At 66.8% G+C, this 22,284-nt stretch carries 26 protein-coding genes; 10 read left to right on the top strand and 16 right to left on the bottom strand.

Features of this window, described 5'->3' with window-relative positions; translation table 11 throughout:
- Nucleotides 1-27 precede the first annotated feature (27 nt).
- The 4 genes from K410_RS0107900 to K410_RS0107885 are packed head-to-tail and all read right to left on the bottom strand — an operon-like array spanning nt 28 to nt 2,409.
- Complete coding sequence (locus K410_RS0107900) at nt 28-327, bottom strand: winged helix-turn-helix domain-containing protein (protein WP_028134348.1); 300 nt, start codon at nt 325-327, stop codon at nt 28-30.
- Nucleotides 327-878, bottom strand: coding sequence for a hypothetical protein (locus tag K410_RS0107895; protein WP_028134347.1), 552 nt, complete (start codon nt 876-878; stop codon nt 327-329). The genes K410_RS0107900 and K410_RS0107895 overlap by 1 nt, the downstream gene beginning before the upstream one ends.
- On the bottom strand, nt 875-1,396 hold the full coding sequence (locus K410_RS0107890) for a DUF2306 domain-containing protein (RefSeq protein ID WP_080672130.1): 522 nt from the start codon (nt 1,394-1,396) through the stop codon (nt 875-877). Before K410_RS0107890 ends, K410_RS0107895 begins: the two co-directional genes overlap by 4 nt.
- Before the next feature lie 2 nt (nt 1,397-1,398).
- Complete coding sequence (locus K410_RS0107885; RefSeq protein ID WP_028134345.1) at nt 1,399-2,409, bottom strand: alpha/beta hydrolase; 1,011 nt, start codon at nt 2,407-2,409, stop codon at nt 1,399-1,401.
- A 135-nt stretch (nt 2,410-2,544) separates the two neighbouring features.
- Here K410_RS0107885 and xseA point away from each other — a divergent pair, with 135 nt between their 5' ends.
- Entirely contained in the window at nt 2,545-4,167 is a 1,623-nt protein-coding gene (gene xseA, locus K410_RS0107880; protein ID WP_028134344.1) for an exodeoxyribonuclease VII large subunit, read from the top strand.
- 162 nt (nt 4,168-4,329) lie between these two features.
- Here the strand turns inward: xseA and K410_RS36595 are convergent, their stop codons facing one another.
- Nucleotides 4,330-4,521, bottom strand: coding sequence for a hypothetical protein (locus tag K410_RS36595; RefSeq protein ID WP_049819960.1), 192 nt, complete (start codon nt 4,519-4,521; stop codon nt 4,330-4,332).
- Nucleotides 4,522-4,524: 3 nt separating this feature from the next.
- Nucleotides 4,525-5,352, bottom strand: a complete 828-nt coding sequence (locus tag K410_RS0107870; protein WP_028134343.1) for a dienelactone hydrolase family protein — start codon at nt 5,350-5,352, stop codon at nt 4,525-4,527.
- 194 nt (nt 5,353-5,546) lie between these two features.
- On the opposite strand from K410_RS0107870, the gene K410_RS0107865 reads away from it, so the two are divergent.
- Nucleotides 5,547-5,777 (top strand): DUF2093 domain-containing protein, encoded by a 231-nt coding sequence (locus K410_RS0107865; RefSeq protein ID WP_028134342.1) that lies wholly within the window; start codon nt 5,547-5,549, stop codon nt 5,775-5,777.
- A 258-nt stretch (nt 5,778-6,035) separates the two neighbouring features.
- Here K410_RS0107865 and lpxK read toward each other — a convergent pair whose 3' ends face one another.
- From lpxK to K410_RS0107835, 6 genes are all read right to left on the bottom strand, one after another.
- Nucleotides 6,036-7,052 (bottom strand): tetraacyldisaccharide 4'-kinase, encoded by a 1,017-nt coding sequence (lpxK, locus tag K410_RS0107860; RefSeq protein ID WP_028134341.1) that lies wholly within the window; start codon nt 7,050-7,052, stop codon nt 6,036-6,038.
- Nucleotides 7,045-8,361, bottom strand: a complete 1,317-nt coding sequence (locus K410_RS0107855; protein WP_028134340.1) for a 3-deoxy-D-manno-octulosonic acid transferase — start codon at nt 8,359-8,361, stop codon at nt 7,045-7,047. Before K410_RS0107855 ends, lpxK begins: the two co-directional genes overlap by 8 nt.
- Entirely contained in the window at nt 8,354-9,073 is a 720-nt protein-coding gene (locus K410_RS0107850) for a lysophospholipid acyltransferase family protein (protein WP_028134339.1), read from the bottom strand. The genes K410_RS0107855 and K410_RS0107850 overlap by 8 nt, the downstream gene beginning before the upstream one ends.
- Nucleotides 9,070-9,312: a DUF4170 domain-containing protein gene (locus K410_RS0107845; RefSeq protein WP_028134338.1), complete on the bottom strand. Its 243-nt coding sequence runs from the start codon at nt 9,310-9,312 to the stop codon at nt 9,070-9,072. Before K410_RS0107845 ends, K410_RS0107850 begins: the two co-directional genes overlap by 4 nt.
- A gap of 78 nt (nt 9,313-9,390) precedes the next feature.
- Nucleotides 9,391-10,200 carry a 3'(2'),5'-bisphosphate nucleotidase CysQ gene (locus K410_RS0107840; RefSeq protein WP_028134337.1) on the bottom strand — a complete coding sequence of 270 codons (810 nt, stop codon included), beginning with the start codon at nt 10,198-10,200 and terminating at the stop codon, nt 9,391-9,393.
- Nucleotides 10,187-11,575 (bottom strand): TldD/PmbA family protein, encoded by a 1,389-nt coding sequence (locus K410_RS0107835; protein ID WP_028134336.1) that lies wholly within the window; start codon nt 11,573-11,575, stop codon nt 10,187-10,189. Before K410_RS0107835 ends, K410_RS0107840 begins: the two co-directional genes overlap by 14 nt.
- A gap of 264 nt (nt 11,576-11,839) precedes the next feature.
- Between K410_RS0107835 and K410_RS0107830 the strand changes: the two genes are divergently transcribed.
- Nucleotides 11,840-12,358 carry a DUF6101 family protein gene (locus K410_RS0107830; RefSeq protein ID WP_028134335.1) on the top strand — a complete coding sequence of 173 codons (519 nt, stop codon included), beginning with the start codon at nt 11,840-11,842 and terminating at the stop codon, nt 12,356-12,358.
- A gap of 100 nt (nt 12,359-12,458) precedes the next feature.
- Here K410_RS0107830 and ubiA read toward each other — a convergent pair whose 3' ends face one another.
- Entirely contained in the window at nt 12,459-13,391 is a 933-nt protein-coding gene (gene ubiA, locus K410_RS0107825) for a 4-hydroxybenzoate octaprenyltransferase (protein WP_028134334.1), read from the bottom strand.
- Nucleotides 13,388-14,041 (bottom strand): hypothetical protein, encoded by a 654-nt coding sequence (locus K410_RS0107820; protein WP_028134333.1) that lies wholly within the window; start codon nt 14,039-14,041, stop codon nt 13,388-13,390. Before K410_RS0107820 ends, ubiA begins: the two co-directional genes overlap by 4 nt.
- A gap of 210 nt (nt 14,042-14,251) precedes the next feature.
- Here K410_RS0107820 and K410_RS0107815 point away from each other — a divergent pair, with 210 nt between their 5' ends.
- Nucleotides 14,252-15,007, top strand: coding sequence for a 16S rRNA (uracil(1498)-N(3))-methyltransferase (locus K410_RS0107815; RefSeq protein WP_028134332.1), 756 nt, complete (start codon nt 14,252-14,254; stop codon nt 15,005-15,007).
- On the opposite strand, the gene K410_RS0107810 is transcribed toward K410_RS0107815, so the two are convergent.
- Together K410_RS0107810 and K410_RS0107805 are read right to left on the bottom strand one after the other, a co-directional pair.
- A complete protein-coding gene (locus tag K410_RS0107810) occupies nt 15,004-15,825 on the bottom strand; it encodes a helix-turn-helix domain-containing protein (protein WP_245269338.1) in 822 nt (273 codons plus the stop codon). The genes K410_RS0107815 and K410_RS0107810 overlap by 4 nt on opposite strands.
- Before the next feature lie 202 nt (nt 15,826-16,027).
- On the bottom strand, nt 16,028-16,531 hold the full coding sequence (locus K410_RS0107805) for a hypothetical protein (RefSeq protein WP_028134330.1): 504 nt from the start codon (nt 16,529-16,531) through the stop codon (nt 16,028-16,030).
- A 209-nt stretch (nt 16,532-16,740) separates the two neighbouring features.
- On the opposite strand from K410_RS0107805, the gene K410_RS0107800 reads away from it, so the two are divergent.
- The 6 genes from K410_RS0107800 (at nt 16,741) to K410_RS0107775 (ending at nt 22,238) form a co-directional block, all read left to right on the top strand.
- Complete coding sequence (locus K410_RS0107800; RefSeq protein WP_196235998.1) at nt 16,741-16,953, top strand: hypothetical protein; 213 nt, start codon at nt 16,741-16,743, stop codon at nt 16,951-16,953.
- Nucleotides 16,954-17,179: 226 nt separating this feature from the next.
- Complete coding sequence (locus tag K410_RS0107795; protein ID WP_028134328.1) at nt 17,180-18,331, top strand: ATP phosphoribosyltransferase regulatory subunit; 1,152 nt, start codon at nt 17,180-17,182, stop codon at nt 18,329-18,331.
- Between the two features lie 2 nt (nt 18,332-18,333).
- Nucleotides 18,334-19,311, top strand: a complete 978-nt coding sequence (hisG, locus tag K410_RS0107790; protein WP_028134327.1) for an ATP phosphoribosyltransferase — start codon at nt 18,334-18,336, stop codon at nt 19,309-19,311.
- Between the two features lie 101 nt (nt 19,312-19,412).
- Nucleotides 19,413-20,459: a glycosyltransferase family 2 protein gene (locus K410_RS0107785; RefSeq protein WP_028134326.1), complete on the top strand. Its 1,047-nt coding sequence runs from the start codon at nt 19,413-19,415 to the stop codon at nt 20,457-20,459.
- The gene (locus K410_RS0107780) at nt 20,456-21,301 is read left to right on the top strand and encodes a ChbG/HpnK family deacetylase (RefSeq protein WP_028134325.1); all 846 of its coding nucleotides are present in this window, start codon (nt 20,456-20,458) and stop codon (nt 21,299-21,301) included. Before K410_RS0107785 ends, K410_RS0107780 begins: the two co-directional genes overlap by 4 nt.
- Nucleotides 21,302-21,425: 124 nt before the next feature.
- Nucleotides 21,426-22,238, top strand: coding sequence for a DUF2076 domain-containing protein (locus K410_RS0107775; RefSeq protein ID WP_028134324.1), 813 nt, complete (start codon nt 21,426-21,428; stop codon nt 22,236-22,238).
- Nucleotides 22,239-22,284 lie beyond the last annotated feature (46 nt).

The raw sequence follows: 22,284 nt of genomic DNA, 5'->3' as shown, positions 1-22,284 counted from the left end.
GGACGCGCCCCGGAATGACGGAGGAGACTACACCTGCTTCCCCGCGATGATCTCCTGCAAGGTCGCGACATGCCGCGCAAACGCGCCTCGCCCAGCAGCCGTAGCCGTCACCGTCGTCTGCGGCTTCTTGCCGACAAACGCCTTCTCCACCGACACATAACCCGCCTTCGCCAACGTCTCGATATGCGCCCCGAGATTGCCATCGGTGGCGCCGGTGAGCTTTTTCAGGCGCGCGAACTCCAGGCCCACCTCCGCGGGCAGCGCGTTCAGCGCCGCCATGATCTTCAGCCGCAAGGGCTGGTGGATGATGTCGTCGAGCTCGGCCATCAGATCCGCCGCATCCAGAGGCCGCCGATGGTGAGGCCGCCGCCGTTGACGGCGGCCATCCACAACAGCAGAGACAGGCCGGGAATGAAGTAGTAGCCGATCAGCGTCAGCGCGATGATGGCGGCGCCGATCACGAGGAACGCAGTGCCGAACCAGACGCCCGCCATCATGTAGAACAGCATGATGTAGATCGGCCAGAACGCCGTCTGCTGGCGCGGCGTGAACTGGCCGAAATAGCAGACGAAGATGCCGAAGGCGGCGATCAACAGGAACGTCAGCAGATAGCGGCGATCGAAGACGCGAAGGCGGCTGCGCGACCGGTGATAGACGCCGATGGCGACGAAACCGGCGATCGATACTGCGTAGGCGGCGATCCAGAAATGGAGCCCATAACGCGGCCAGAACCAACCCGCGATGTTGGCGACGAACGCGAGCACGCCCCACATCAGCAGAGCAAGGCTGGACACCTGATAGATCATCGACTGGCGCACGCGGCGGACAGTCTCGTCGATATCGGCGATCGCGTCGGTGGCCTGCTTGCTGTCGATCACGAGGGCGCTCCGTTCTGCCCAGCCAGGGCGGCGGACGCGATAGGTGCCTCTGACGGAGGCTGATGCTTCCGGATCAGGATATAGGCGATCGTCATCGTGACGAGCGACGCGGCAAGCGCGATCAAGACGACCTGCTCGCGTGTTGCCAGCGGCAGCAGCCGTGTCGCGATGTTGGTGAGTCCCGCCGAGACCGGCGACACGTAGGACCAGGCGATGAAATTGTAGTGGCTTCTTCGCCAGTTCGATGGCCGCGGCGTGCGCAGGAGCGGGACGATCGCCAGCACGATCAAGATGAAGTTCACGATCGCCGCGACGTGGAACGCGTTGAAATGGCCGGTGAACCGATAGAGCAGCAAGGTCGCGGCGTCCGCGACCAGCATCGCGTAGACGTAGAAATAGCCGCGCGCGCGATGGCCTGCGCCGCGCTTCGGGCGCAGAAACTGGACCAGCCCGACGGCGAGGCACAGCAGCGCCAGCACCGCATGAATGGCCCCTATTGGTGTCAAATGCGCAAACATGGTCAGCTCCCAGCGGCCCCGCGTGTCGCCACATCCTCGGCAATCACCGAAACCGCCTTCGGATTGGTGACGATGCCCATGTGGTTGATCCCGTCGATGATCCTGACATCGATCGCCGGTTTGATCGCCTGCACCGTGTCCGCATATTTGTCCGAGATCATCATCTCGTCCTCGGCGCCGGCAATGATGGTGATCGGTCGTGTGGTTGCCGGCAGATCGAGCCGATAGCCGCGCGTCGCGAAGTTGCGCATCAGGCGGTCGGAATAGGTGGAGACGAGAAGCTTCTCCATGTTCGGCCGCACCGCGAAGGCGAGCACCGGGAGCTGCGAACAGCAATCGATGCCGAGCTTGCGCAGCGCCGCCAGGCCCAGGAAACGCGGAATGTCGACGCTGACCCAGCCGCCGTTTCCGGGCTTGTTGGTCGGCGCGTCATAGCCGAGATAGGGCGCGAGCAGCACGGTGCGCACGAACATGTCCTGCATGATCGGCGTCGCAGCGACGCGCAGCGAGAAGCCGGCGCCGGCGGAATGGCCGATCAAGGTGAGCGGCAGGTCCGGCGCGCTCTTGCGCACATGGGCGACGAAATCGATCAGGTCGTCCTCGAGCTGGCCGACATAGCCGATGTCGCCGCGGGTGCCGGAGCCACCATGGCCGCGGATGTCGAGCGCCCAGGTCTCGACGCCGCGCGCGGCGATCGCATGGGTCAGGGCGTGGTTGACGGTGCCGCTGGAGCCGGAGGAGCCGTGGATGAAGATTGCGCCGCCGCCGGTCGCAGGGCCGCCCGGCGAATAATGGCGATAGCCGATCCAGGTGCCGTCGCGGGCCTGGAAGCGCTCGAGCGGCGGCAACGTCGACCAGTCGATCCCCTTGGCGGACTCGGAGACCGAACGCATCTCCGGCGGCCGCTGCAGCGGCGTTGCGATCATGGCGGTCAAGGTCAGCGCCACGGCGCCGACGCCACACAGGGCCCATTTCAAGCCGTTCAAGACGCCGCGCAGCAATCGGATGGCCATAACGCACTCCCAATTCATCAATCAATAGAGAACTCCATAATGCAGAGTACTCTTTCGATCAATCCCTTGATTGGCGCTGGCCTGCGAAAATCCTTAACGTCGCCCTCGACCCCAAAACCCCGAATCGTTTGCTCAATGCCGCCTGCGGAACAACTCAACAACGCCTTCGAATTCACCGTCTCCGAGCTCTCGCAGTCCCTGAAGCGGACGGTGGAGGACACCTACGGCCATGTCCGGGTCCGCGGTGAGATCTCGGGATTCCGCGGCGCGCATTCCTCCGGGCATTGCTATTTCGCGCTCAAGGACGAGAGCGCCAAGATCGAAGCGGTGATCTGGAAGGGCGTGCACGGGCGGATGCGCTTCAAGCCCCAGGAGGGGCTGGAGGTGATCGCCACCGGCAAGCTCACCACCTATCCGGGCTCCTCGAAATACCAGATCGTGATCGAGGCGCTGGAGCCGGCCGGCATCGGCGCGCTGATGGCGCTGATGGAGGAGCGCAAGAAGAAGCTGGCCGCCGAGGGCCTGTTCGACGAGGCGCGCAAGCAGCTCTTGCCGTGGCTGCCGGAGGTGATCGGCGTCGTGACCTCGCCGACCGGCGCGGTGATCCGCGACATCCTGCATCGCCTCGAGGACCGCTTTCCCCGCCGCGTGCTGGTGTGGCCGGTGAAGGTGCAGGGCGACGGCTCGGCCGAGCAGGTCGCAGCCGCGATCCGCGGTTTCAACGCGCTGCCGGAGGGCGGCAAGATCCCGCGGCCCGACGTGCTGATCGTCGCGCGCGGCGGCGGCTCGCTGGAGGACCTCTGGTCGTTCAACGAGGAGATCGTGGTGCGTGCGGCCGCCGAGAGCATGATCCCGCTGATCTCGGCGGTCGGGCACGAGACCGACATCACGCTGATCGACTTCGTCGCCGACAAGCGCGCGCCGACGCCGACCGCGGCGGCCGAGATGGCGGTGCCGGTGCGCAGCGAATTGTTCGTCGAGGTCGCCGATCTCGGCCGCCGCACCCGCGCCTATTGGCAGCGCGCCCAGGAAAGCCGCCGGAGCGAATTACGCGCCGCCGCGCGCGCGCTGCCGGGGGCCGGCGATCTCCTGGCGATCCCGCGGCAGCGACTGGATTCGGCGGGCGCCTCCCTGCCCCGCTGCCTCAAGGCCAACACCCACGCGCATTTCCGCAGGTTCACCGCGGCCAGCTCAAAGCTGACGCTGCGGGTGCTGCACGGCCAGATATCGCAGGCCGATCATCGTCTCACCGTGTGCGGCGAGCGGCTGGGCCTCTCCGCACGCTCACTCTTGCTGCGGCGGCGTGACCGCTTTGCCGGACTGGAGGTGCGCCTGCGCGCCTCCAAGCTTGCGAATGCGCAGGCGCAGCGCAATGCGATTGCCCGCCAGCGCGAGCGCACCCATCGTCTGACCGAGCGGGCAGAGCGCGCGCTTCTCACGCTGCTGCACCGGCTCGAGGCGCGGGTCGAGAACAGCGGCAAGCTGCTCTCCGCGCTGTCCTATCGCAGCGTGCTCGCGCGCGGCTTCGCGCTGGTGCGCGATGAGGCCGGCCATCCCGTGCATGCGGCGGATGCGATCGGTCCTGGCGCACGCGTCGAGATCGAGTTCGCCGATGGCCGCGTCGGCGCGACCGCGGATGCGGACCGGCCGGCGCCGACGGCCAAGCGCGCACCGGCGCAGGCAAAGCCGGCCGCGCAGGAGACGAAGCCCGCACCGAAGCGCGTAGCCAAGCCGGTGGATCAGGGCAGTCTGTTCTGAGGACGTAAGCCGAGCAACGACTGGCAGCGTGTTGCGGCCCTATAGCACAAACGCGTCATTGCGAGCGCAGCGAAGCAATCCAGAATCCCTCCGCGGAAAGATTCTGGATTGCTTCGTCGCAAGGGCTCCTCGCAATGACGGAGTCCGCGGAGACGGCGTGCCCTACCGGCAGGACAATCCCGCGTCGATCGTGGTCCAGAAGCCGCAATGGTCCGGCGCGCGCAAGGGAGCGCCGGCGTGGGCTTCGTAGAGGCAGAGCGCGACGGTGAAGACGGCGAAGGCGGAGACGAGGACGATGCGGTTGCGCATGGCATTGCGTTGAATCGATATCGTGGCCGAACCAAGGCGCTTCATCGGCTACCGCGCCAGCCACTTCACGACGTCCTTCTGCGACTCCGCGCGCGCCTGCGCCTCCATGCCGGGATGGCCGCGCCCGGGCGCGGCGGCATCGTTGCTGGCATGCAGCGGCGGGGTGGCACGGTCGAAATCGTGATCGGCGCCGGGATAGACCACGATGCGCGCGAGCGCGCTGCGGCCGTGCGCGCCTTCGACCATCTGGCGGCAGGCGGGCGGAGACGAGACGTCGTCATCGGCGCCGATCAGCACCAGGGTGGGCACCCGCGTGCTCCAGCCGAGGCCGGCGGAGATCCGGCAGTCGGGATAGAACGCGATCGCGGCGCGGAAATCCGGACCCAGATCCAGACTCAAATCCCGCGCGGCACTCTGCGGACGCACCGCCCAGAGCAGCGCGCTGGCGCCATTGGCCCAGCCCATCAGGCTGACGCGGTCGCGCGCCACCCAATTCTGCCTCATCAGCCAGGCCCGCGCCGCCGCGATGTCGGCGACGCGCTCACGTCGCGCCTTGACGTGCATCTCCTTGACGCGGCATTGCGGCCCGAGCTCGCGCGAGCCGTAGCTGTCGGGCCACAGCACGGCGTTGCCGGCTTTGAGCAGGCGCTCGGCCCAGTCGCGATAGCGCGGCAGGATGGTATCGGAATGGCCGCCGAGCCCGCCGCAACCGTGCAGCGCGATCACGGCCGGAAACGGCCCCGCGCCCGCGGGCTTGTAGAGCTGCGCATGGAGCACCCCGGAGGGAAGCGGAATCTCGACCGGCTGCGGCACCGGGGCGGCGTGCGCGGCCGACATCAGCAGCGTCAGGAACAAAGCGGTCAGGCGAAGACGCATCGGACTCTGCCGCAGGAGCTGCCGGAACCAGCGGCCCCGGGACTGAGGCTCTATCACGCGAAAACGGCGGCAAATCATCACGAACCGGTGGGTTTACCGGGCGGACAAGCCACCCCATCTATGCTACATCCCGGCCAACACATCGTGCCTTCCACGGTTTTCCATGGAGAGGCCTTCCGCGGAGACTTTCGACCGTGCTGAACAAGTTCGGCCCCTCGGGCCATGGCGAAGCGCAGGTGCAATATCTCGACGGCGATTTCCGCGTGATCTCGCCGGGGACCTTCGTGCGCTGCGCGATCACGGACGTCCGGATTCCGCTCGACGAGCTGAAGTACTGGAGCGTCGACTTGCAGGAGGCCTACGCCACGCCCGCCGCCGTCCTGCAGCGGCATTTTCCCGGCGCGCCGAAACCGCAGGAATCGTGATCTCGCAGGGCAAGACACGCAGCGACAGCTGACGACAATCATCGAACTCTCCGATCGTCCGAAGATCGATAGAAGCCTTGCGATGAATGTCGGCTGAATGGTGAGATGCCGCAGGGTGGGTTAGCTGGGCAGATGTGCGAAGCGCATCTGCTCGGCGTAACCCACCATGCGTCGGCGAATGCGGAACTAAGATGGTGGGTTACGCTCCGCGGCTGCGCTTCGCGCAGTCGTGGCGCTAACCCACCCTACGAGATCTGTTCAGCGCCTCGAAAACCTGCGCTCGCGCGCCTTGTAGAGCTGGTCGCTGATCAGCTGACGCAGCTTGGCGGGATCGTCGAACTCGAGATGGACGGCGAACGCCACGATGTCGTCAGGCACGCCCTCGCTGCCATACAGGCGTGCGAGGTCCTTCTCCGTCGTCACCAGCGTGAGCTGCTCGGCCTTCGCCTCCGCCGCGAGGGCTGCGATCTCCTCGCGCGAGAACATGTGATGATCGGCGAAGGCGCGGGTGCGCGCGACCTCGATGCCGGAGGCGCGGAGGGTGCGGAAGAAGCGCTCGGGATCGCCGATGCCGGCGAAGGCGAACACCTTGCGGCCGACCAACCGCGCGAGCGAGGCCGCATCCGGTTTCAGCCGCGCACGCAGCTCGGGCTTGTTGCGCTTGGCGAGCTCGGCGGCGACGTCGTTGGCGGCGCGGCCGTCGCCGATCAGCACCAGCGCGTCGGTGCGCGCGAGCTGGGCCTGCAGCGGCGCGCGCAAGGGACCGGCGGGAAACACCTCGCCATTGCCGAGGCCGCGCTCGCTGTCGATCACGATCAGCGAGGCGTCCTTGAGCAGGCGCGGATTCTGAAAACCGTCGTCCATCACGATCATGGTGGCACCTTGCGACTTCGCCAGCGCGACGCCGTCGAGACGGTCGCGCGCCACCGCGACCGGGACGTCGCGCGCCATCATCAGGGGCTCGTCGCCGACATCGGCCGCGGTATGGCGGGCGCGGTCGACCATGACGGGGCCTTGGAGGCGCCCGCCATAGCCGCGGCTGAGCACCACCGGCGTCTCGCCGAGCGCGCGCAGCAGCTTCGTCAGCGCCAGCACGGTCGGGGTCTTGCCGGCGCCGCCGACATGGTAATTGCCGACACAGATCACGGGAATGCCGGCGTCGGTGCCCTGGCGCAGCATGCGCCATTCGGCGATGGCGCCATAGAGCGCCCCGAGCGGCCGTAACGCATATGAAGCAAGAGAACGTGGCCGGTACCAGAAGGCCGGCTCACGCATTGGCGGCCCCCATCTCGATCCGCAATTGCAGCAGATAGGGTTCGAGCGCCGTCATGGTGCGATCCAGCGCGCCACCGAGCTGCTCGACCACGCCGGCGCCTGCGCGCTGCATCTTCTCGCGGACGGTCGGCTCGGCCAGCAGCAGGCCGAGCTGCTTGACCAGTGCTTCCTGCGTGTCGGCCTGCCGCGCCGCGCCGCTCGCATCGAGCGTCTCGAACAATTCGGCGAAGTTGAAGACGTGCGGACCATGGATGACGGCGGCGCCGAGCTTGATCGCCTCGATCGGATTCTGGCCGCCGTGGCGGATCAGCGATCCGCCCATGAACACGATTCCCGAGAGGCGGTAGAACAGGCCGAGCTCACCCATGGTGTCGGCGACATAGATGTCGGTGGTCGCAGTCGGCAGCTCCTCGCGCGAGCGCAACGCCGGCGTCAGGCCCGAGGCCGTGACCAGGCCGGCGATCGAAGAGCCGCGATCGGGATGCCGCGGCACGATCACGGTGAGGAGCTGCGGGAAGAAGCCGACCAGGCTGCGATGCGCCGCGACCAGCATCTCGTCCTCGCCCGGATGGGTCGAAGCCGCGACGATGATGGGCCGGCCGCGCGTCATCGCCATCAGCCGCTCGAGCCTGGCGGGATCGGCCGGCGGCGCCGGCACGTCGAGCTTGAGATTGCCCGTGGTGACGACATCGCGGCCGCCCAGCGCGGAGAAGCGCTCGGCATCGATCTTCGACTGCGCCAGGCAGATGTCGAACCGCGACAGCAGCGCCGAGATGGTGCCGTGCATGCGCTGCCAGCGCGGAAAGGAGCGCGGCGACATCCGCCCGTTGATCAGCACCATCGGCACGCGGCGCGCCGCCCCGGCCAGGATCAGGTTCGGCCACAGATCGGATTCGATGAACAGCGCCAGCGACGGCTTCCAATGGTCGAGGAAGCGCGCGACGTAGCGCGGCGAATCGTACGGCACGTATTGATGGATGACGTCGGGCGGAAAGCGCTTTGCGACCACCGCAGCCGAAGTGACGGTGCCCGAGGTGAGCAGGATGCGCAGGTTGAGATCGCGCAGGCGCTCGATCAGCGCCGCCGCGGCCAGCACCTCGCCAACACTGGCGCCGTGGATCCAGACCAGCGGGCCATGCGGCCGCACGTCGCGTGAGATGCCGCGCCGCTCGCCGACGCGCGCGGGGTCTTCCTTGCCCTGCCTCAGCCGCCGCTTGATCAGCGCAGGCGCAAGCGGCACCAGGCCCGCGGCCAGGCGCCGATACATCCGCAACGTCATCGGCAGCGCAATGGGCAGCGATTTAGCCATCTTGCGGCCCCGGGCGGCCGAGTTGCGCGTAGGCGCGGCGGGTCGCCTCGTTCAACGTCTCTTCCAGCTCCAGCCGCAACGCTTCCATCGTGGCGGCGTCGGCATCTGCGGGAACGTGGATTTCCTTGATGCCGACCAGGGCGCCCCGCCCGAACGGCAGGTTGATGGTGGTGCGGTCCCAGTTCTTCAGCCTGATGAAGCGGCTGGTCGCCATCGCGAAAGGCATGATCGGCCGCCCCGATTCCCGTGCCAGCATGATGATTCCGAGCCCGGCCACGCGGGCGCGCTTGGGGACATCGGCAGTCAGCGCGACATTACAACCGTCCTGGAGCGTCCGCACCATTTCCTTGAAGGCGCCGACCCCGCCCTTGCGATGGAAGGCGCCGCCATGATCGCCGGAACCGCGGATCAGGCCGATGCCGAGCCGCTCCACCGCGATGGCATTGAACTCGCCGTCGCGGTGACGGGAGATCAGGACCTTGGCCCGATAGGAGGCCTTGTCCTGATTCTTGATGAAGGGCGTGAGGAAATGCTGGCCGTGCCAGAAGGCGAAGATCGCAGGGAGCTGCGGCTCGACGCGTTCATAGACGTCGGGCGGATCCAGCGTGAACTTGTTGGTCCGCCAGACCAGGCGCAGATATTCGGCCGCCAGAACCCCGACGGCACGCTGAAACCAGCTGCTCCGCAGCGTATTGCGAAGCAGTCTCTTCAACGTGCCGGTTCTTGATTCGGGTCGAGCAGCCGATGGAGATGGACGATGAAATAGCGCATCTGCGCGTTGTCGACCGTCGACTGCGCCTTGGCCCGCCAGGCGGCATGGGCGGTCGCGTAATTCGGATAGAGGCCGACGATCTCGACGTCGTCGAGATTCTTGAAGACATTCTGCTCGAGATCGACGAGCTCGCCGCCGATGACGAGGTGAAGCAATTGTTGCGGGGCACTATCTGGCATCAGTTCTGTTCCTAACGGGCTGCCCGGCAAAGCAGTGTTCGACAAGCACAGTGTTTGACAGGCACCACGACGAGCGCTTCAGGCCAGGGGACGGTTTCGGAAATGCGCGACAATGCCCGCATGACGATCGCGTCCCGCTGCCACCAGCACCCCGTGCGCCACTTCCCGGCGGTTATAGAGGATGGGTTCTCCGGAGAGGTCGCTCATCCTACCATCGGCTTCCTGCACGATCAAATCGGCCGCCGCAAGGTCCCAATCGTGGCTGTTGCCCCCCGCAAAAGCCGCATCCAGCGCGCCATGGGCGACCCGGCACAGGCGCAGCGCCAGCGAGCCGATTCGCGGATGCAGCTTGATGTCGCCGAGCGACGGCTTCAGCCGCTCGACCAGCGGCTTCGGCCCCGCGACGCGGGCGAAATCCAGTTCGGCTCCGGAGCTCGCCCGCACCGGCTTGTCGTTGAGCGTCGTGCCCTGGCCTCGCACGGCGAAGAAGAACTCGTCGGTCGTCGGCGCGAACACCGCGGCCAGCACGGGAGTGGCATCCTCGACCAGTGCGACGCTGACGCACCAATCGTCATGGCCACCCAAATAGTTGCGGGTGCCGTCGATGGGATCGACAATCCAGGTCAGCCGCCGCGACAGCCGGGCCGCATCGTCGGCGCTCTCCTCCGAGAGCCAGCCATAATCCGGCGTCGCGCTGCGCAAGCGCGTTTCGAGCAGATCGTTGACGGCGATATCAGCCTCCGACACCGGCGAGGAGGCGCCCTTGGTCCACTTCTTCAGCTCGGTGCGGAACATCGACTGCGCCAGCGCGCCCGCCTCCCGCACCGTGTCCCGCAGCAGCGCCGCGTCGCGCGTCAGGATCGTGTCGTTCGCGTCAGCGTCCGCCAAGCGTCAAACCCTCGATGCGCACCGTCGGCGCATTGATGCCGTAGCGGAATTCGAGATTGTTCGCGGGCTGCATCGACTTGAAGATCTCGAACAGGTGGCCGGCGATGGTGACCTCGCTGACGGGATAGGTGATCTCGCCGTTCTCGATCCAGAAGCCGGAGGCGCCGCGGCTGTAATCGCCGGTCACGCCGTTGACGCCGGAGCCGATCAGATCGGTGACGTAGAAACCTTGGCTGATGTCGGAGATCAGCTCGGCCGGGCTCGGCGTGCCGGGCTCCAGATGCAGATTGTAGGGCCCCGGCGAGGGCGAGGAGGAGACGCCGCGATGGGCGTGGCCGGTGGTGACGAGACCGAGCTCGCGCGCGGTGGCGCAGTCGAGCAGCCAGGTCGTCAGCACGCCCTCGTCGACCAGCGCGGTTCTCTTCACCGCGACGCCCTCGGCATCGAAGGTCTGCGAGCGCAGGCCGCGCTTGCGCAGGGGATCGTCGACGATGCGGATGTTGTTCGCGAACAGCTGCTGACCGAGCTTGTCCTTCAGGAAGCTGGTCTTGCGCGCGATCGAGGCGCCGTTGATGGCGCCGACGAGATGGCCGACCAGGGAGCCGGCAACGCGCGGATCGAACACGACGGGGACCTTGCAGGTTTCGACCTTGCGCGGATTGGAGCGCGCCACGGTGCGCTCTCCGGCGGACCGGCCGACGGCTTCCGGCGACAGCAGATCGGCGGCATGCGGGGCCGAGGTGAAGTCGTAATCGCGCTCCATGCCGGTGCCCTCGCCCGAGATGGCGGTGGCCGAGATGCCCTGGCTGGAGCGCAGGTAGGAGCCGTGGAAGCCGGTCGAGGTGACGAGCACCATGCCGCCGATGCCGGCCGAAGCGGAGGCACCGCCGGATTTTGTCACGCCCTTCACCGCGAGAGCCGCGGCTTCGGCCGCGAGCGCGCGGCGCTCGAGCTCGCTGGTCGCGGGCACGTCGGGATCGAGCAGGTCGAGATCGGGGAAATCGCGCGCGAGCAGCGCGGGATCGGCGAGGCCGACATATTTGTCGTCGGGCGCAACGCGCGCCATCGCGACCGCGCGTTCGGCAAGCTTGGTCACGGCATCGCCGCTGACGTCGTTGGTCGAGACCACCGCCTGGCGCTGGCCGACCAGCACGCGCAGGCCGACATCGTCACCCTCGGATCGCTCCGATTCCTCGACGCGTCCGTCGCGCACCTCGACGCCCTGCGAGACGCCGCGCACCGCGACCGCATCGGCCGCGTCCGCGCCCGCGCGCCTGGCCGCCTCGACCAGCCGCTGCGCGAGATCGGAGAGCGCGGACTGATCGAACAGGTCGCGATTGGCTGTGGTCGAGCTTGCGGACGGAGAAGAGTTCACGAACGAAATCCTGTTGGGGCGGGGTGCGGGGACCGGAACCCACAGATGTGCCCTGATCGCGCGGACTTCAAGCATTTCAGCCCGCCAAAAGCTCAGATTCGCACCATCGGCGCAACGTCTCGTCAATCATGCGCGCCAAGGTCTTGTCAATCATGAGGAGCAGTGACGGTGGGTTAACCAGCCTTTTTAAGCGGTTTCGGAAGGGCGCGCGCTAAGGTCCTCGCATCGACCGGGAACATAATCCCGGCGGGGAGAACGAAAGCCGTGAGGCGTCAAACAGCAACATGCGGGGCCCACCCCGCCGGGTCGAGCCGCTCGCTGCGGCTCGACCCTCTTTCCCTTCCGGTCCGCTTCGATGCGCATGATCCGCGCGCCGACGGATACACGAGGCAGATCGAGCTTCATCGCGAACGTGTCGTGCTGCGCCGTGCCGTCCGCGGCATGCAGATGGCGATCAACGTCCGCGTCAGCGACTTCACCGGCGTCGCGCTGCGCGGCAACGACGAGGCCCAGGCCCTCGTGCTGGTGCATCGCGATCCCTCGCTGTCCGTGCCGCTGCTGGTCGGGGCCGACGGCGACGAGATCGCGCAGGCCTGGGCGGTCTGGAGCGAAATCTTCGCGCTGCCGCAGCTCGACGAGGGCGCCCGCAAGCCCGCCCCGCGCCGCCGCCGCGCCAACGCGATCCGCGCCCGCCGTCCGAAATTCCTGATGCGCCGCCGCGTTGCGATGGCGCGCGAACTCACCGTTCATCAGGGCGAACGCGAGATCATCGCGCGGAATTAAAGGTGCCGTAGGGTGGGTTAGCCAAAGGCGTAACCCACCTCTTATATTTCCGCGGCCACGGAAGTGGTGGGTTACGCTTCGCTAACCCACCCTGCGAGAGCTACGCCGACCGCATCACCGCGTCCGCGAGCAGTCCCGCGAACAGCAGCAAGCCCGCATACTTGTTCGAGTAGAACAGGCGCTTGCAAAGCTCGGGATCGTCGATCCGCAAGCGCACGATCTGCCACGCCAGATGCGCGGCGAACGCGGCGAGGCCGAGCCAGGCCGGCCAGAGCGCATCGGCCGAGGCGAGCGCGACGCCGATCAGCATCACCGACAGCCCGTAGAACAGGATCAACGCCTGGTGCGTATGCGCGCCGAACAGGCGTGCGGTCGACTTGATGCCGATCAGCGCGTCGTCTTCGGCGTCCTGATGGGCGTAGACTGTGTCATAGCCGATCACCCAGGAAATCGCGCCGGCATAGAGCACCAGCGCGGTGACATCGATGCGGCCGAAGGTGACGGCAAATCCCATCAGCGCGCCCCAGGAGAAGGCAAGCCCGAGCACGATCTGCGGCCACCAGGTGATCCGCTTCATGAAGGGGTAGATCGCGACGATCAGGAGCGATGCGATGCCGGTCGCGATCGCGAAGCGGTTGAACTGCAGCAGCACCACGAGACCGACCAGCGCCTGCACGACCATGAAGGCCAGCGCCTGCTTCGTGCTCACCTGCCCCGACGGCAGCGGCCGCGAGCGCGTGCGCTCGACCTTGTCGTCGAGATCGCGATCGGTGATGTCATTCCAGGTGCAGCCCGCGCCGCGCATCACGAAGGCGCCGATGAAGAACAGCACGATGGTGAGCGGCAGGCCGCGGACGTCATGCGCCATGCCGCTCGCGAGCGCAGCCGACCACCAGCACGGCATCAGCAGCAGCCAGGAGCCGATCGGACGATCGAATCGGGACAAGCGGAGGTAAGGCCGTGCCCATGGCGGCGCGAGCGTATCGACCCAGTTGCCGGTGGAATCGGCAACGCGGGCGGACGCGTCGTTCATCGGGTGAGGACGTTGCCGTTGAGCGTGTCGAAGGTGCTGCCGCCCTTCTTGCCGGCATTGGCCTCAGGCGCCGAGGCCGACCCAAGCACCTCGCTCAGCGACGGGCCTGCGGGGCGCGTCTGCTGTTGCTGCGCGACGTTGCAGACCTTGTTGGCCATGGCCTCGGTGTTCTTGTGGCCGTCCTTCATCTGCGCGCCGACCTGCGGCGGAATTCCGCATTTGGCGGCGTGAGTCTCGATGTACTTGATCATCTTGCTCTCGGCCTGGCTGAAATTGCGGAGCAGCTTGCAGGCCTCGTCAGGCGGCGCGTGACGGTCGCTCGCGGCCTTGATCAGCTTGCCGCGCTTCTCGGCTTCTTCGCGCAGGGGCATGAACGCCTTCATGCAATCCTCGCCGGGACCGGCTTGCGTCGGCGGAGCCGCGCCGAAGGCACCGGCACCACCGATCGGCGCCGCGCCGTTCACGGGAAATGACGATTGCGGAGCCGTACCGACCGACGCGGTCGGCGCCGCACCGTTCACCGGCGGAAACGGCGAACTGGCGGGGGCCTGATTGGGCAAGGGAGCCGGGAACGCGCTTTGCGAATAGGCACAAGAGGCGCCCATGGTGACCATGGCGGCAGCGATCGGAACCATCAAATGACGGATCATCAAGAAAATCTCTCCGGCAGGAGCTTACGGGGTCCAGCGTCTTCCAATCGAAGCGCAACCAGCGTGCTCGCGATTTTACGATTCCCGCCGGCGCTTAACAACCCGCCGAATAGGGCAAGAGCGCGGCGCACCGACGCGGCGGCTTGGCAATATTTACCCCCGAAATGGCCGCTTTCGGTTAATAACGGCGCCAAATTGGACTTTTGACCGATGCCCTCCCACGATTTTCGAGCCCCCCGCCTGTTCGTCGATGCCCCCCTTGCCCAGGACGCCAGGGTCGCGCTCGACCGCGACCAGAGCAATTATCTCGGCAACGTGCTGCGGCTTTCCGCCGGGGCCGAGGTCTTGGCGTTCAACGGCCGGGACGGCGAGTGGCAGGCCGCCATTGAAGGCCGCAAGCGGCCGGACGGCCTCGTCGTCCTCCAGCAGACCCGGCCCCAGGACCGGCTTGCCGACCTCGCCTACGTCTTCGCCCCGCTGAAGCATGCCCGGCTCGACTACATGGTCCAGAAGGCCATCGAGATGGGCGCCGCCGCGCTGCACCCGGTTCTGACCCGGTTCACCCAGGCCTCCCGCGTCAACACCGAGCGGATGCGGGCCAATGTCGTCGAGGCAGCCGAGCAGTGCGGCATCTTGAGCATCGCCAGAGTCGCCGAACCGGTGGCCCTGGAGCGCTTCCTCAGCCAGCGCCCGGCCGACCGCCTGCTGATCTTCTGCGACGAGGCAGCCGAGGTCGAAAACCCGGTTCAGAGCCTGCAAGCCGTGCGCGCGGCCGGACAAGGTATCGACGTCCTGATCGGCCCCGAAGGCGGCTTTGCCGAGGACGAGCGGGCCCTGCTGCTGCGGCAGCCCAAGATCCTCCGGCTCGCACTGGGCCCCCGGATCATGCGGGCCGACACCGCCGCCGTGGCGGCGCTGGCGCTGGTCCAGGCGGTATTGGGCGATTGGGGCAGTAAAGGGGGCTAACTTAGATCGTGTCCCGCTCGGCGGCGCAGGGTCTCGGATGGCAGCTCTCCGAAGGCCGCCTTGTAACTCGCCGCGAACTCGCCCAGATGCCCGAAGCCGTGCGCAAGCGCACAGGCCTTCACACTGCGGTGCCCCCCACCGTTGCCCAGCTGCTTGCGCACCGACCAGAGGCGCAGAACCCGGCTATAGCGATGCGGGCTGAGGCCGCAAATGGCCTGGGTCGCGCTCTGGAGCGTGCGGACGGAGACGCCCACCTGCTCCGCGAGCTCGGGCGTCTTGTGCCAGATCGTCAGATCCTGCCGGATCAGCCGTTCCATGTCCGCGACAATGCGCCGATAGCCATCCGTCGTGGACGAAACGGGTCTATCCTTTGCGCTGGTGCTCAGCGCAGCGTCCATCGTGCTGAGCAGAGATTGCTCGACGGCGGTCTGCGACATCGGCTCGTTGAGAAAGTCCGGATCATGCGCTGCGATTTCGAGCGTGACGCAGACCAGACGGCGCAACGAGGCGAGGACGTCCGAGGCCGGGTTCACCAGATGGTAGCCGTCACCCAGTTGCGTCCAGGGCTCGCGCCGGGGCGGGGTAAAAGACACGACGGCTATCAGACGGCCCTCCGGCTCGTACACCAGGCAATCGGAGACGCCTCTCAGAACCACGACGGAATGCCCTATCGATTGCCCGTTGATACGGGCCGAGGTGACGTGATCCATCGGCACCACGACGGCGGCGGCATTCGTCAATTGATAGCCGCGAATGATCCGCGGAAAGGTCTTCACCAGGGACAGGGTCAGGCTCGGCAGGTCGAGCCGCGCACGCATGATTGCCGTCGCTCCCGGCGACAAAGGCATGCTGGACGCGCCGGCATATCTCTCCGTCTCGCCGAAATGGTCGATGTCATAGGCTCGCAGCTCGAGGGCCGACGAGGGCTTGAGACGCTGGAAGGATGTCGAGCGGCTGCCCGCCGGCGTTTCCGCTCCGGTGCGCGCGATATCGAGATCGCCCTGATTCATGTTGTGCCGCTTACTTTGCCTTCCTTGCCGCGGCTGCCTTGGAAGCGCGCAGATCATCCGGCCCGTTGATGCCGGCACGCCTGAGATCGCGCAGCAGCTTGGTCAGCAGCAGCATGTTGGTCTTCTGCAGTTCGTGGTTGTTTCCGAACCTGAACGCGTTCTGCTCGGTCACGATGAGTCCGGCCTTGGTCTCTTCGAGGATCTTTCGCCGCTTCAATCCGGTGACGCGGCGGCGAACCGTCTCGAGCGGCAGGCTGAGGAAGCGAGACAGTGCCGCCCGGGAGACGCCTTGCTTGATCACGTCCGGCTCGACCGCGTGGATGCTGGAGAACTTCTCGTCCAGCACCGGATCGTTCATCACATGAATGACATTCGCGTTCAGGACCGCATGAATGATCAGAAGGTCCAGCGGATCGAATTCGTCATAGTGCCGGAACAGCTCGCTCATCGAGAACAGCATGTAGGCCAGCGTGTGTCGCGAGACCGTCCGGATGATGTCTGAAGTATTGCGCATGAATCTGAAACCAGCCTTTGTCTTGTAAACGATGGCTGCGGCGAGCGGATCACCCGCCATACCCAAAATGAGTATGCGGCGGCTTGCCAGCGGTTCTCCGTTTCTCAATGTGACGCCGGAGCGTCGGCTGCATCGACCCATCGTGCGTCGATGCGTTCGCGAAGAACGCGGGTCACATCGAGGTGACGATCGCGATGGGAGAGATGGTGATGAACGACGATGTCGTGCCGGATGCGAGCCGGTACGAGGAGCTGCGCCTCATCAGGGCCTTTCTCCGCCTCACCGACCCCGGCAAACGACAGAAGGTACTCGAATGCGCAGAGCGGCTGGCTCAGGAAGCCCCGCCCGCTGCGGCCACACCAGCCCTTGTCGCGACCGATGCCTCGGAGCCGGTCAGAGACGTCGCTCGGCCGACCGAATGATGCCGGCTCGCCAGCCGCAACAACGAAACCGCGCGGTATTATATTACTCAAGTCGACTTGAAGGCCGACCTTCGTTGCGGACCTGACCGACCGGCCTGCTTCGCGCCAAACTCGTTAAGCGATTGATCCTTTGGAGGTCGAAACCGCGCATCGGCCATGCTAAGGGCTGCGCAATTCCTCTCCTTACCTGCCCTGCCCGGTTCCACCGGGACGATGGACCTCCGTCATGACCGCGACTGCCACCTCAAATGCTGCCGGCTCCGCCGCCTGGGCGGATACGCTGCTCTTGTCGTTCGCGCAGGCCGGCTATGTCAGGGCCGAGCCGGCGATCCTGCAACCGGCCGAGCCGTTCCTCGACCTCTCCGGCGAGGACATCCGCAAGAGCCTGTACCTGACCACCGACCTCACGGGCGAGGAGCTGTGCCTGCGTCCGGACCTGACCATTCCGGTCGCCCGCGACTACCTCGCCTCCAGCCGCGCCGGCCAGCCGGCCGGATTCAGCTATCTCGGCCCGGTGTTTCGCTACCGCAGCGGCCAAGCCAGCGAATTCCTGCAGGCCGGTATCGAATCGTTCGGGCGCCAGGACCGTGCCGCGGCCGACGCCGAGACGCTGGCGCTGGCGCTGGAGGCGACCTCAGCCTTCGGCGTCCGCGACGTCGAGATCCGCACCGGCGACGTCGCGCTGTTCAACGCGCTGCTCGATGCGCTCGACCTCTATCCGGTCTGGCGCCGCCGCCTGGTCAAGGATTTCAACCGCAAGATCAGCCTGGAGCAGGACCTGGAGCGGCTGGCGGCTGCGACCACCGCGACCCGCAGCGAATATCAGGGCGTGCTCGCCGCGCTCGCCGGCTCGGACCGCAAGGCCGCGCTCGCCTTCGTCACCGACCTGATGTCGATCGCCGGAACCACCAATGTCGGGGGACGCACCACCGCCGAGATCGCCGATCGCTTCCTCGAGCAGTCGACGCTGAAGGGCGGCGCGCTGCCGCGCGAGGCGATCACCGTGCTCAAGCGCTTCCTGTCGATATCAGGCAATCCCGACGATTCCATCGCCGCGCTGCGCGCGCTCACCGCCGATGCCAAGCTCGACCTTGCTGCGGCCATCGACCAGTTCGAGAGCCGGGTCGGTTTCATGGCCGCGCGCGGCATCGACGTGAAGCAGACGCGTTTCTCGACCGCGTTCGGACGCGGCCTCGACTATTACACCGGCTTCGAGTTCGAGCTGCATCACCGCGGCAACGGCGCCGAGCCGTTGGTCGCCGGCGGCCGCTATGACGGACTGATGACCCAGCTCGGGTCGGCTGAACCCATTGCCGCGGTCGGCTTCTCGGTCTGGGTGGATGCGCTGACCAGGATCGGCCGCAAGGTGGAGGCCTGATCATGAGCGCGCCGTTCGTTCTGGCCGTTCCCTCCAAGGGACGCCTGCAGGAAAACACCGAGGCCTTCTTCGCCCGCGCGGGCCTGAAGCTGTCGAAGGCCGGCGGCGCCCGCGACTATCGCGGCACCATCGCCGGCCTCGACGATGTCGAGGTCGCCTATCTCTCGGCGAGCGAGATCGCATCGCAATTGTCGCGCGGCTTCGCGCATCTCGGCGTCACCGGCGAGGATCTGGTGCGCGAGAACATCGCCGATGCCGACAAGCGCGTGTCGCTGATCGACGGGCTCGGCTTCGGCTTTGCCGACGTCGTCGTCGCGGTGCCGCAGGCCTGGATCGACGTCCGCACCATGGCCGACCTCGACGACGTCACTACGGGTTTCCGCGAGCAGCATCACATGCGGATGCGGGTTGCGACCAAGTTCGTCAATCTAACCCGCGCCTTCTTCCAGAGCCACGGCATCACCGATTACCGCATCGTCGAAAGCGCCGGCGCGACCGAAGGCGCCCCTGCGGCCGGCAGCGCCGAGCTGATCGTCGACATCACCACGACTGGCGCGACGCTCGCCGCCAACGGCTTGCGGGTGCTCGACGACGGCGTGATCCTGCGCAGCCAGGCCAATCTGGTCGCCTCGAAGGAAGCCGACTGGTCGCCGCAGGCGCGGGAGACCGCGCGCATCATCCTCGATCACATCGCCGCAAGGGCGCGGGCCAACAAATACCGCGAGGTCCGCACCCGCTTCCGGCAATGCGACGCCGCCCTGCTCGGCGAAGCCCATAGCCGGTTCGGCGTCGAGGCTCCGTTCGGCGGGCCGACCTCGTCAGGCATGCTGACGTTGCACTGCCCACCGGGGCAGCTCTATGCGCTGGCGAGCTTCCTGCGCGAGCATGGCGCCGAGACCGTCTCGGTGGTCTCGCTGGACTACGTGTTCGACCGGGAGAACCCGCTGTTCGCGAAGCTCGAGACGTTCCTGCGGCGGTGAGCCCCAGGGCCGGTTCGGCTTTTCCGTTCAGCTTTGCGACAGCAAGCGGCAGCTACCATATGCTGTTGAGATGACTTTGAACGCCTCTGGAACCTCGACCGATGATGCTGGGCTCTGACGTATCGGGCATGACGACCACCGCGAGCACCGCCGCCGCGAAGGGGCTGTCGATTGTCGTCCCCGTCTACAACGAGGCGGCGGGCCTCGCCGGCCTGCATCAGCGCATCTGCGATCTCGCGAAAACCCTGCGGGAGCGCTATCGGCTGTCTTGCGAGATCGTCTATGTCGACGACGGCAGCAAGGATGCGACCTTGGCGATCGCCCGCAGCCTGCCGGCCGATGCGATCGACGTCCAGGTGGTGTCGCTGTCGCGCAATTTCGGCAAGGAGGCGGCGCTGATGGCCGGCCTCGACCATGCCCGGCTCGGCGCCGTCATGTTCATGGACGGTGACGGCCAGCATCCGCCGGCCCTGATCGAGCAGCTGGTGCGGCACTGGATCGAAGACGGCTATGACGTCGTCTACACCGCCAAGGCGCATCGCGACAACGAGACCTTCCTGCGCCGCCTCGCCGTGCACGGCTTCTATGCGCTGATCAATTGGGGCGCGCGGCAGAAGATTCCCGAGGACGCCGGCGACTTCCGCCTGCTCTCCCCGCGCGCTGTCGCCGCGCTCCGGCAATTGCCCGAGCGCAACCGCTTCTTCAAAGGTCTCGCCAGCTGGATCGGATTCCGCCAGATCCGGGTCGATTACGAGCCCGCGGCGCGCGCCCATGGCGTCACCACCTTCAACGCCGCAAGCCTGCTCGGCCTGTCGATCGAGGGCCTGACCTCATTTTCGGTGGCGCCGTTGCGCTTCGCCAGCCTGTTCGGCGTCATTCTCGCCGGAGGCGCCTTCCTGTTCGGCCTTTCGATCCTCTGGGAGGTGCTCACGACCGGCAAGCAGGTGCCGGGCTATCCTTCGCTGGTGATCGGCCTGATGACGATCGGCGGCGTGCAGCTCATCATGATCGGCATCGTCGGCGAATATATCGGCAAGATCCTCTCCGAGCTGAAGGCGCGCCCGATCTACTTCGTCGCCGAGCACAGCGAGAAGCACTTCGAGGCGGGCAAGGCAGACAACGATGCCAAGAGGACGGCGGCCGAATGAGCGCGGCCGCGCCGGCGCGACAGATCTGGCTCTGCGCCGACGATTACGGCATCAGCCCCGGCGTCAACCGCGCCATCCGTGACCTGATCGAACGTGGCCGCCTCAACGCCACCTCTGTGATGATGGTGGGACCTGCGATCGCGCGCAGCGAGATCGAGGCGCTCCAGGCCGCCGCGACTGCGAGCCCGCGCTGCGCGATCGGATTGCACGTGACGCTGTCGGCGCCGTTCCGGCCGCTCACCATGCATTTCCGACCCTTGGACGGCGACATGTTCATGCCGTTTCCGAAGCTGTTGCGCGCGGGCGTCTTACGGCGGCTCGACCGCGAATTCGTCCGCAATGAGGTGAAGGCGCAGCTGGCCGCCTTCATGGACGCGTTCGGCCGCGCCCCCGACTTCGTCGACGGTCACCAGCATGTGCAGCTCTTTCCGCAGGTGCGCGACGGCTTCGTCGATGCGGTGGCCGAGGCTGCGCCAAACGCCTGGGTCCGCCAGGGCGGCCGCAATCTTCCGCTGAGGCAACGGCTGGCCTCACCCAAGGCCATGGTGCTCGACGGTCTCAGCGCGCAGTTTCGCCGCCGCGCCGGCAGCGCCGGCCTCAGCTTCAATCCCGGCTTCGCCGGCGCCTATGATTTCACGCGGGCGGCCGATTTCGGCGCGCTGATGCGGCAATTCCTGCAAGGCCTCCCCGACGGCGGCCTCGTAATGTGCCATCCCGGCTTCGTCGACGATGTCCTTGCCGGCCTCGACCCGATGACGGATGTCCGCGAGCGGGAGCACGCGTTTCTCGCCAGCGACGCCTTCGCGCGCCTGCTGGCGGACAGCCGCGCCACGCTGGGGTGAAAGCGGCGGAAGGCAAGCCGCGGGCAGCTTGTCGCATACCGAAATTTAATCCGGCCGGCACTGTTGGGGCCACAATGGAACCCTACATCTGGCTCGCGCTTGTGTTGCGCGAGGGAGACTGATCATGACGCCGCAGGAACGCCAGCTCGTCGACGACCTTTTCGACCGGCTCTCAAAGCTGGAAAATGCACCGCGCGATCCCGATGCGATCGCCGCGATCTCCGATGGCCTGCGCAAGGCGCCTGGCGCGGTCTACGCGCTGGTGCAGACCACGCTGGTGCAGGACGAGGCGCTGAAGCGCGCGAATGCCCGCATCCAGGAGCTGGAAGCGGCCCACGGGCCCGAACAGGCCCAGTCCGGCGGCTTCCTCGACACCATGCGTGACACGCTGTTCGGCGGCGGCCCCTCGCGCGGCTCGGTTCCGAACGTGCCGCCGCGCGATTCGCGGCCGACGTGGAACACCGGCCAGGCGATGCAGACCCAACCCGGCTACGGCGCGCCGCCTTACGGACAAGGTCCGGGGCAAGGTTACGGAGCCCCGCCCGTGGGCGGCGGTGGCGGCGGCTCGTTCCTGGGCACCGCCGCGGCGGCCGCAGCTGGCGTCGTCGGCGGCTCGCTACTGCTCTCCAGCATCCGCGGCATGATGGGCGGCGGATCGCACCAGCAGGGCTTCGGCGACGGCAATTCGCTCGGCGACCGCAGCGCCGGTGGAAGTCCCTGGGGCGGCAGCGACCAGTCCGGCGGATCGCTCGCGCGCGATGCCGGCCTCAACGACATCGGCTCGAACCGGGATTCCCGCCAGGGCTTCTTCGACCAGGCGTCGAACGACGACCGGAGCAACAGCGATCACAGCTACGATGATCACGGCGACAACATGGACATGGCCGACGACAGCGATTTCGGCGGCGACGACGACGGCGGCAGCGACTACGCGTGACGTCGTCCGATCGCCGCGCAAGCAAAGACGGCCGCCCGGATGGCGG

This window comes from Bradyrhizobium sp. 22 (assembly GCF_000482425.1).
GTDB classification, from domain to species: Bacteria; Pseudomonadota; Alphaproteobacteria; order Rhizobiales; family Xanthobacteraceae; genus Bradyrhizobium; species Bradyrhizobium japonicum_B.
Note: the sequence above shows the minus strand (reverse complement) of the source record. Positions and strands in the feature narration are given on the sequence as shown.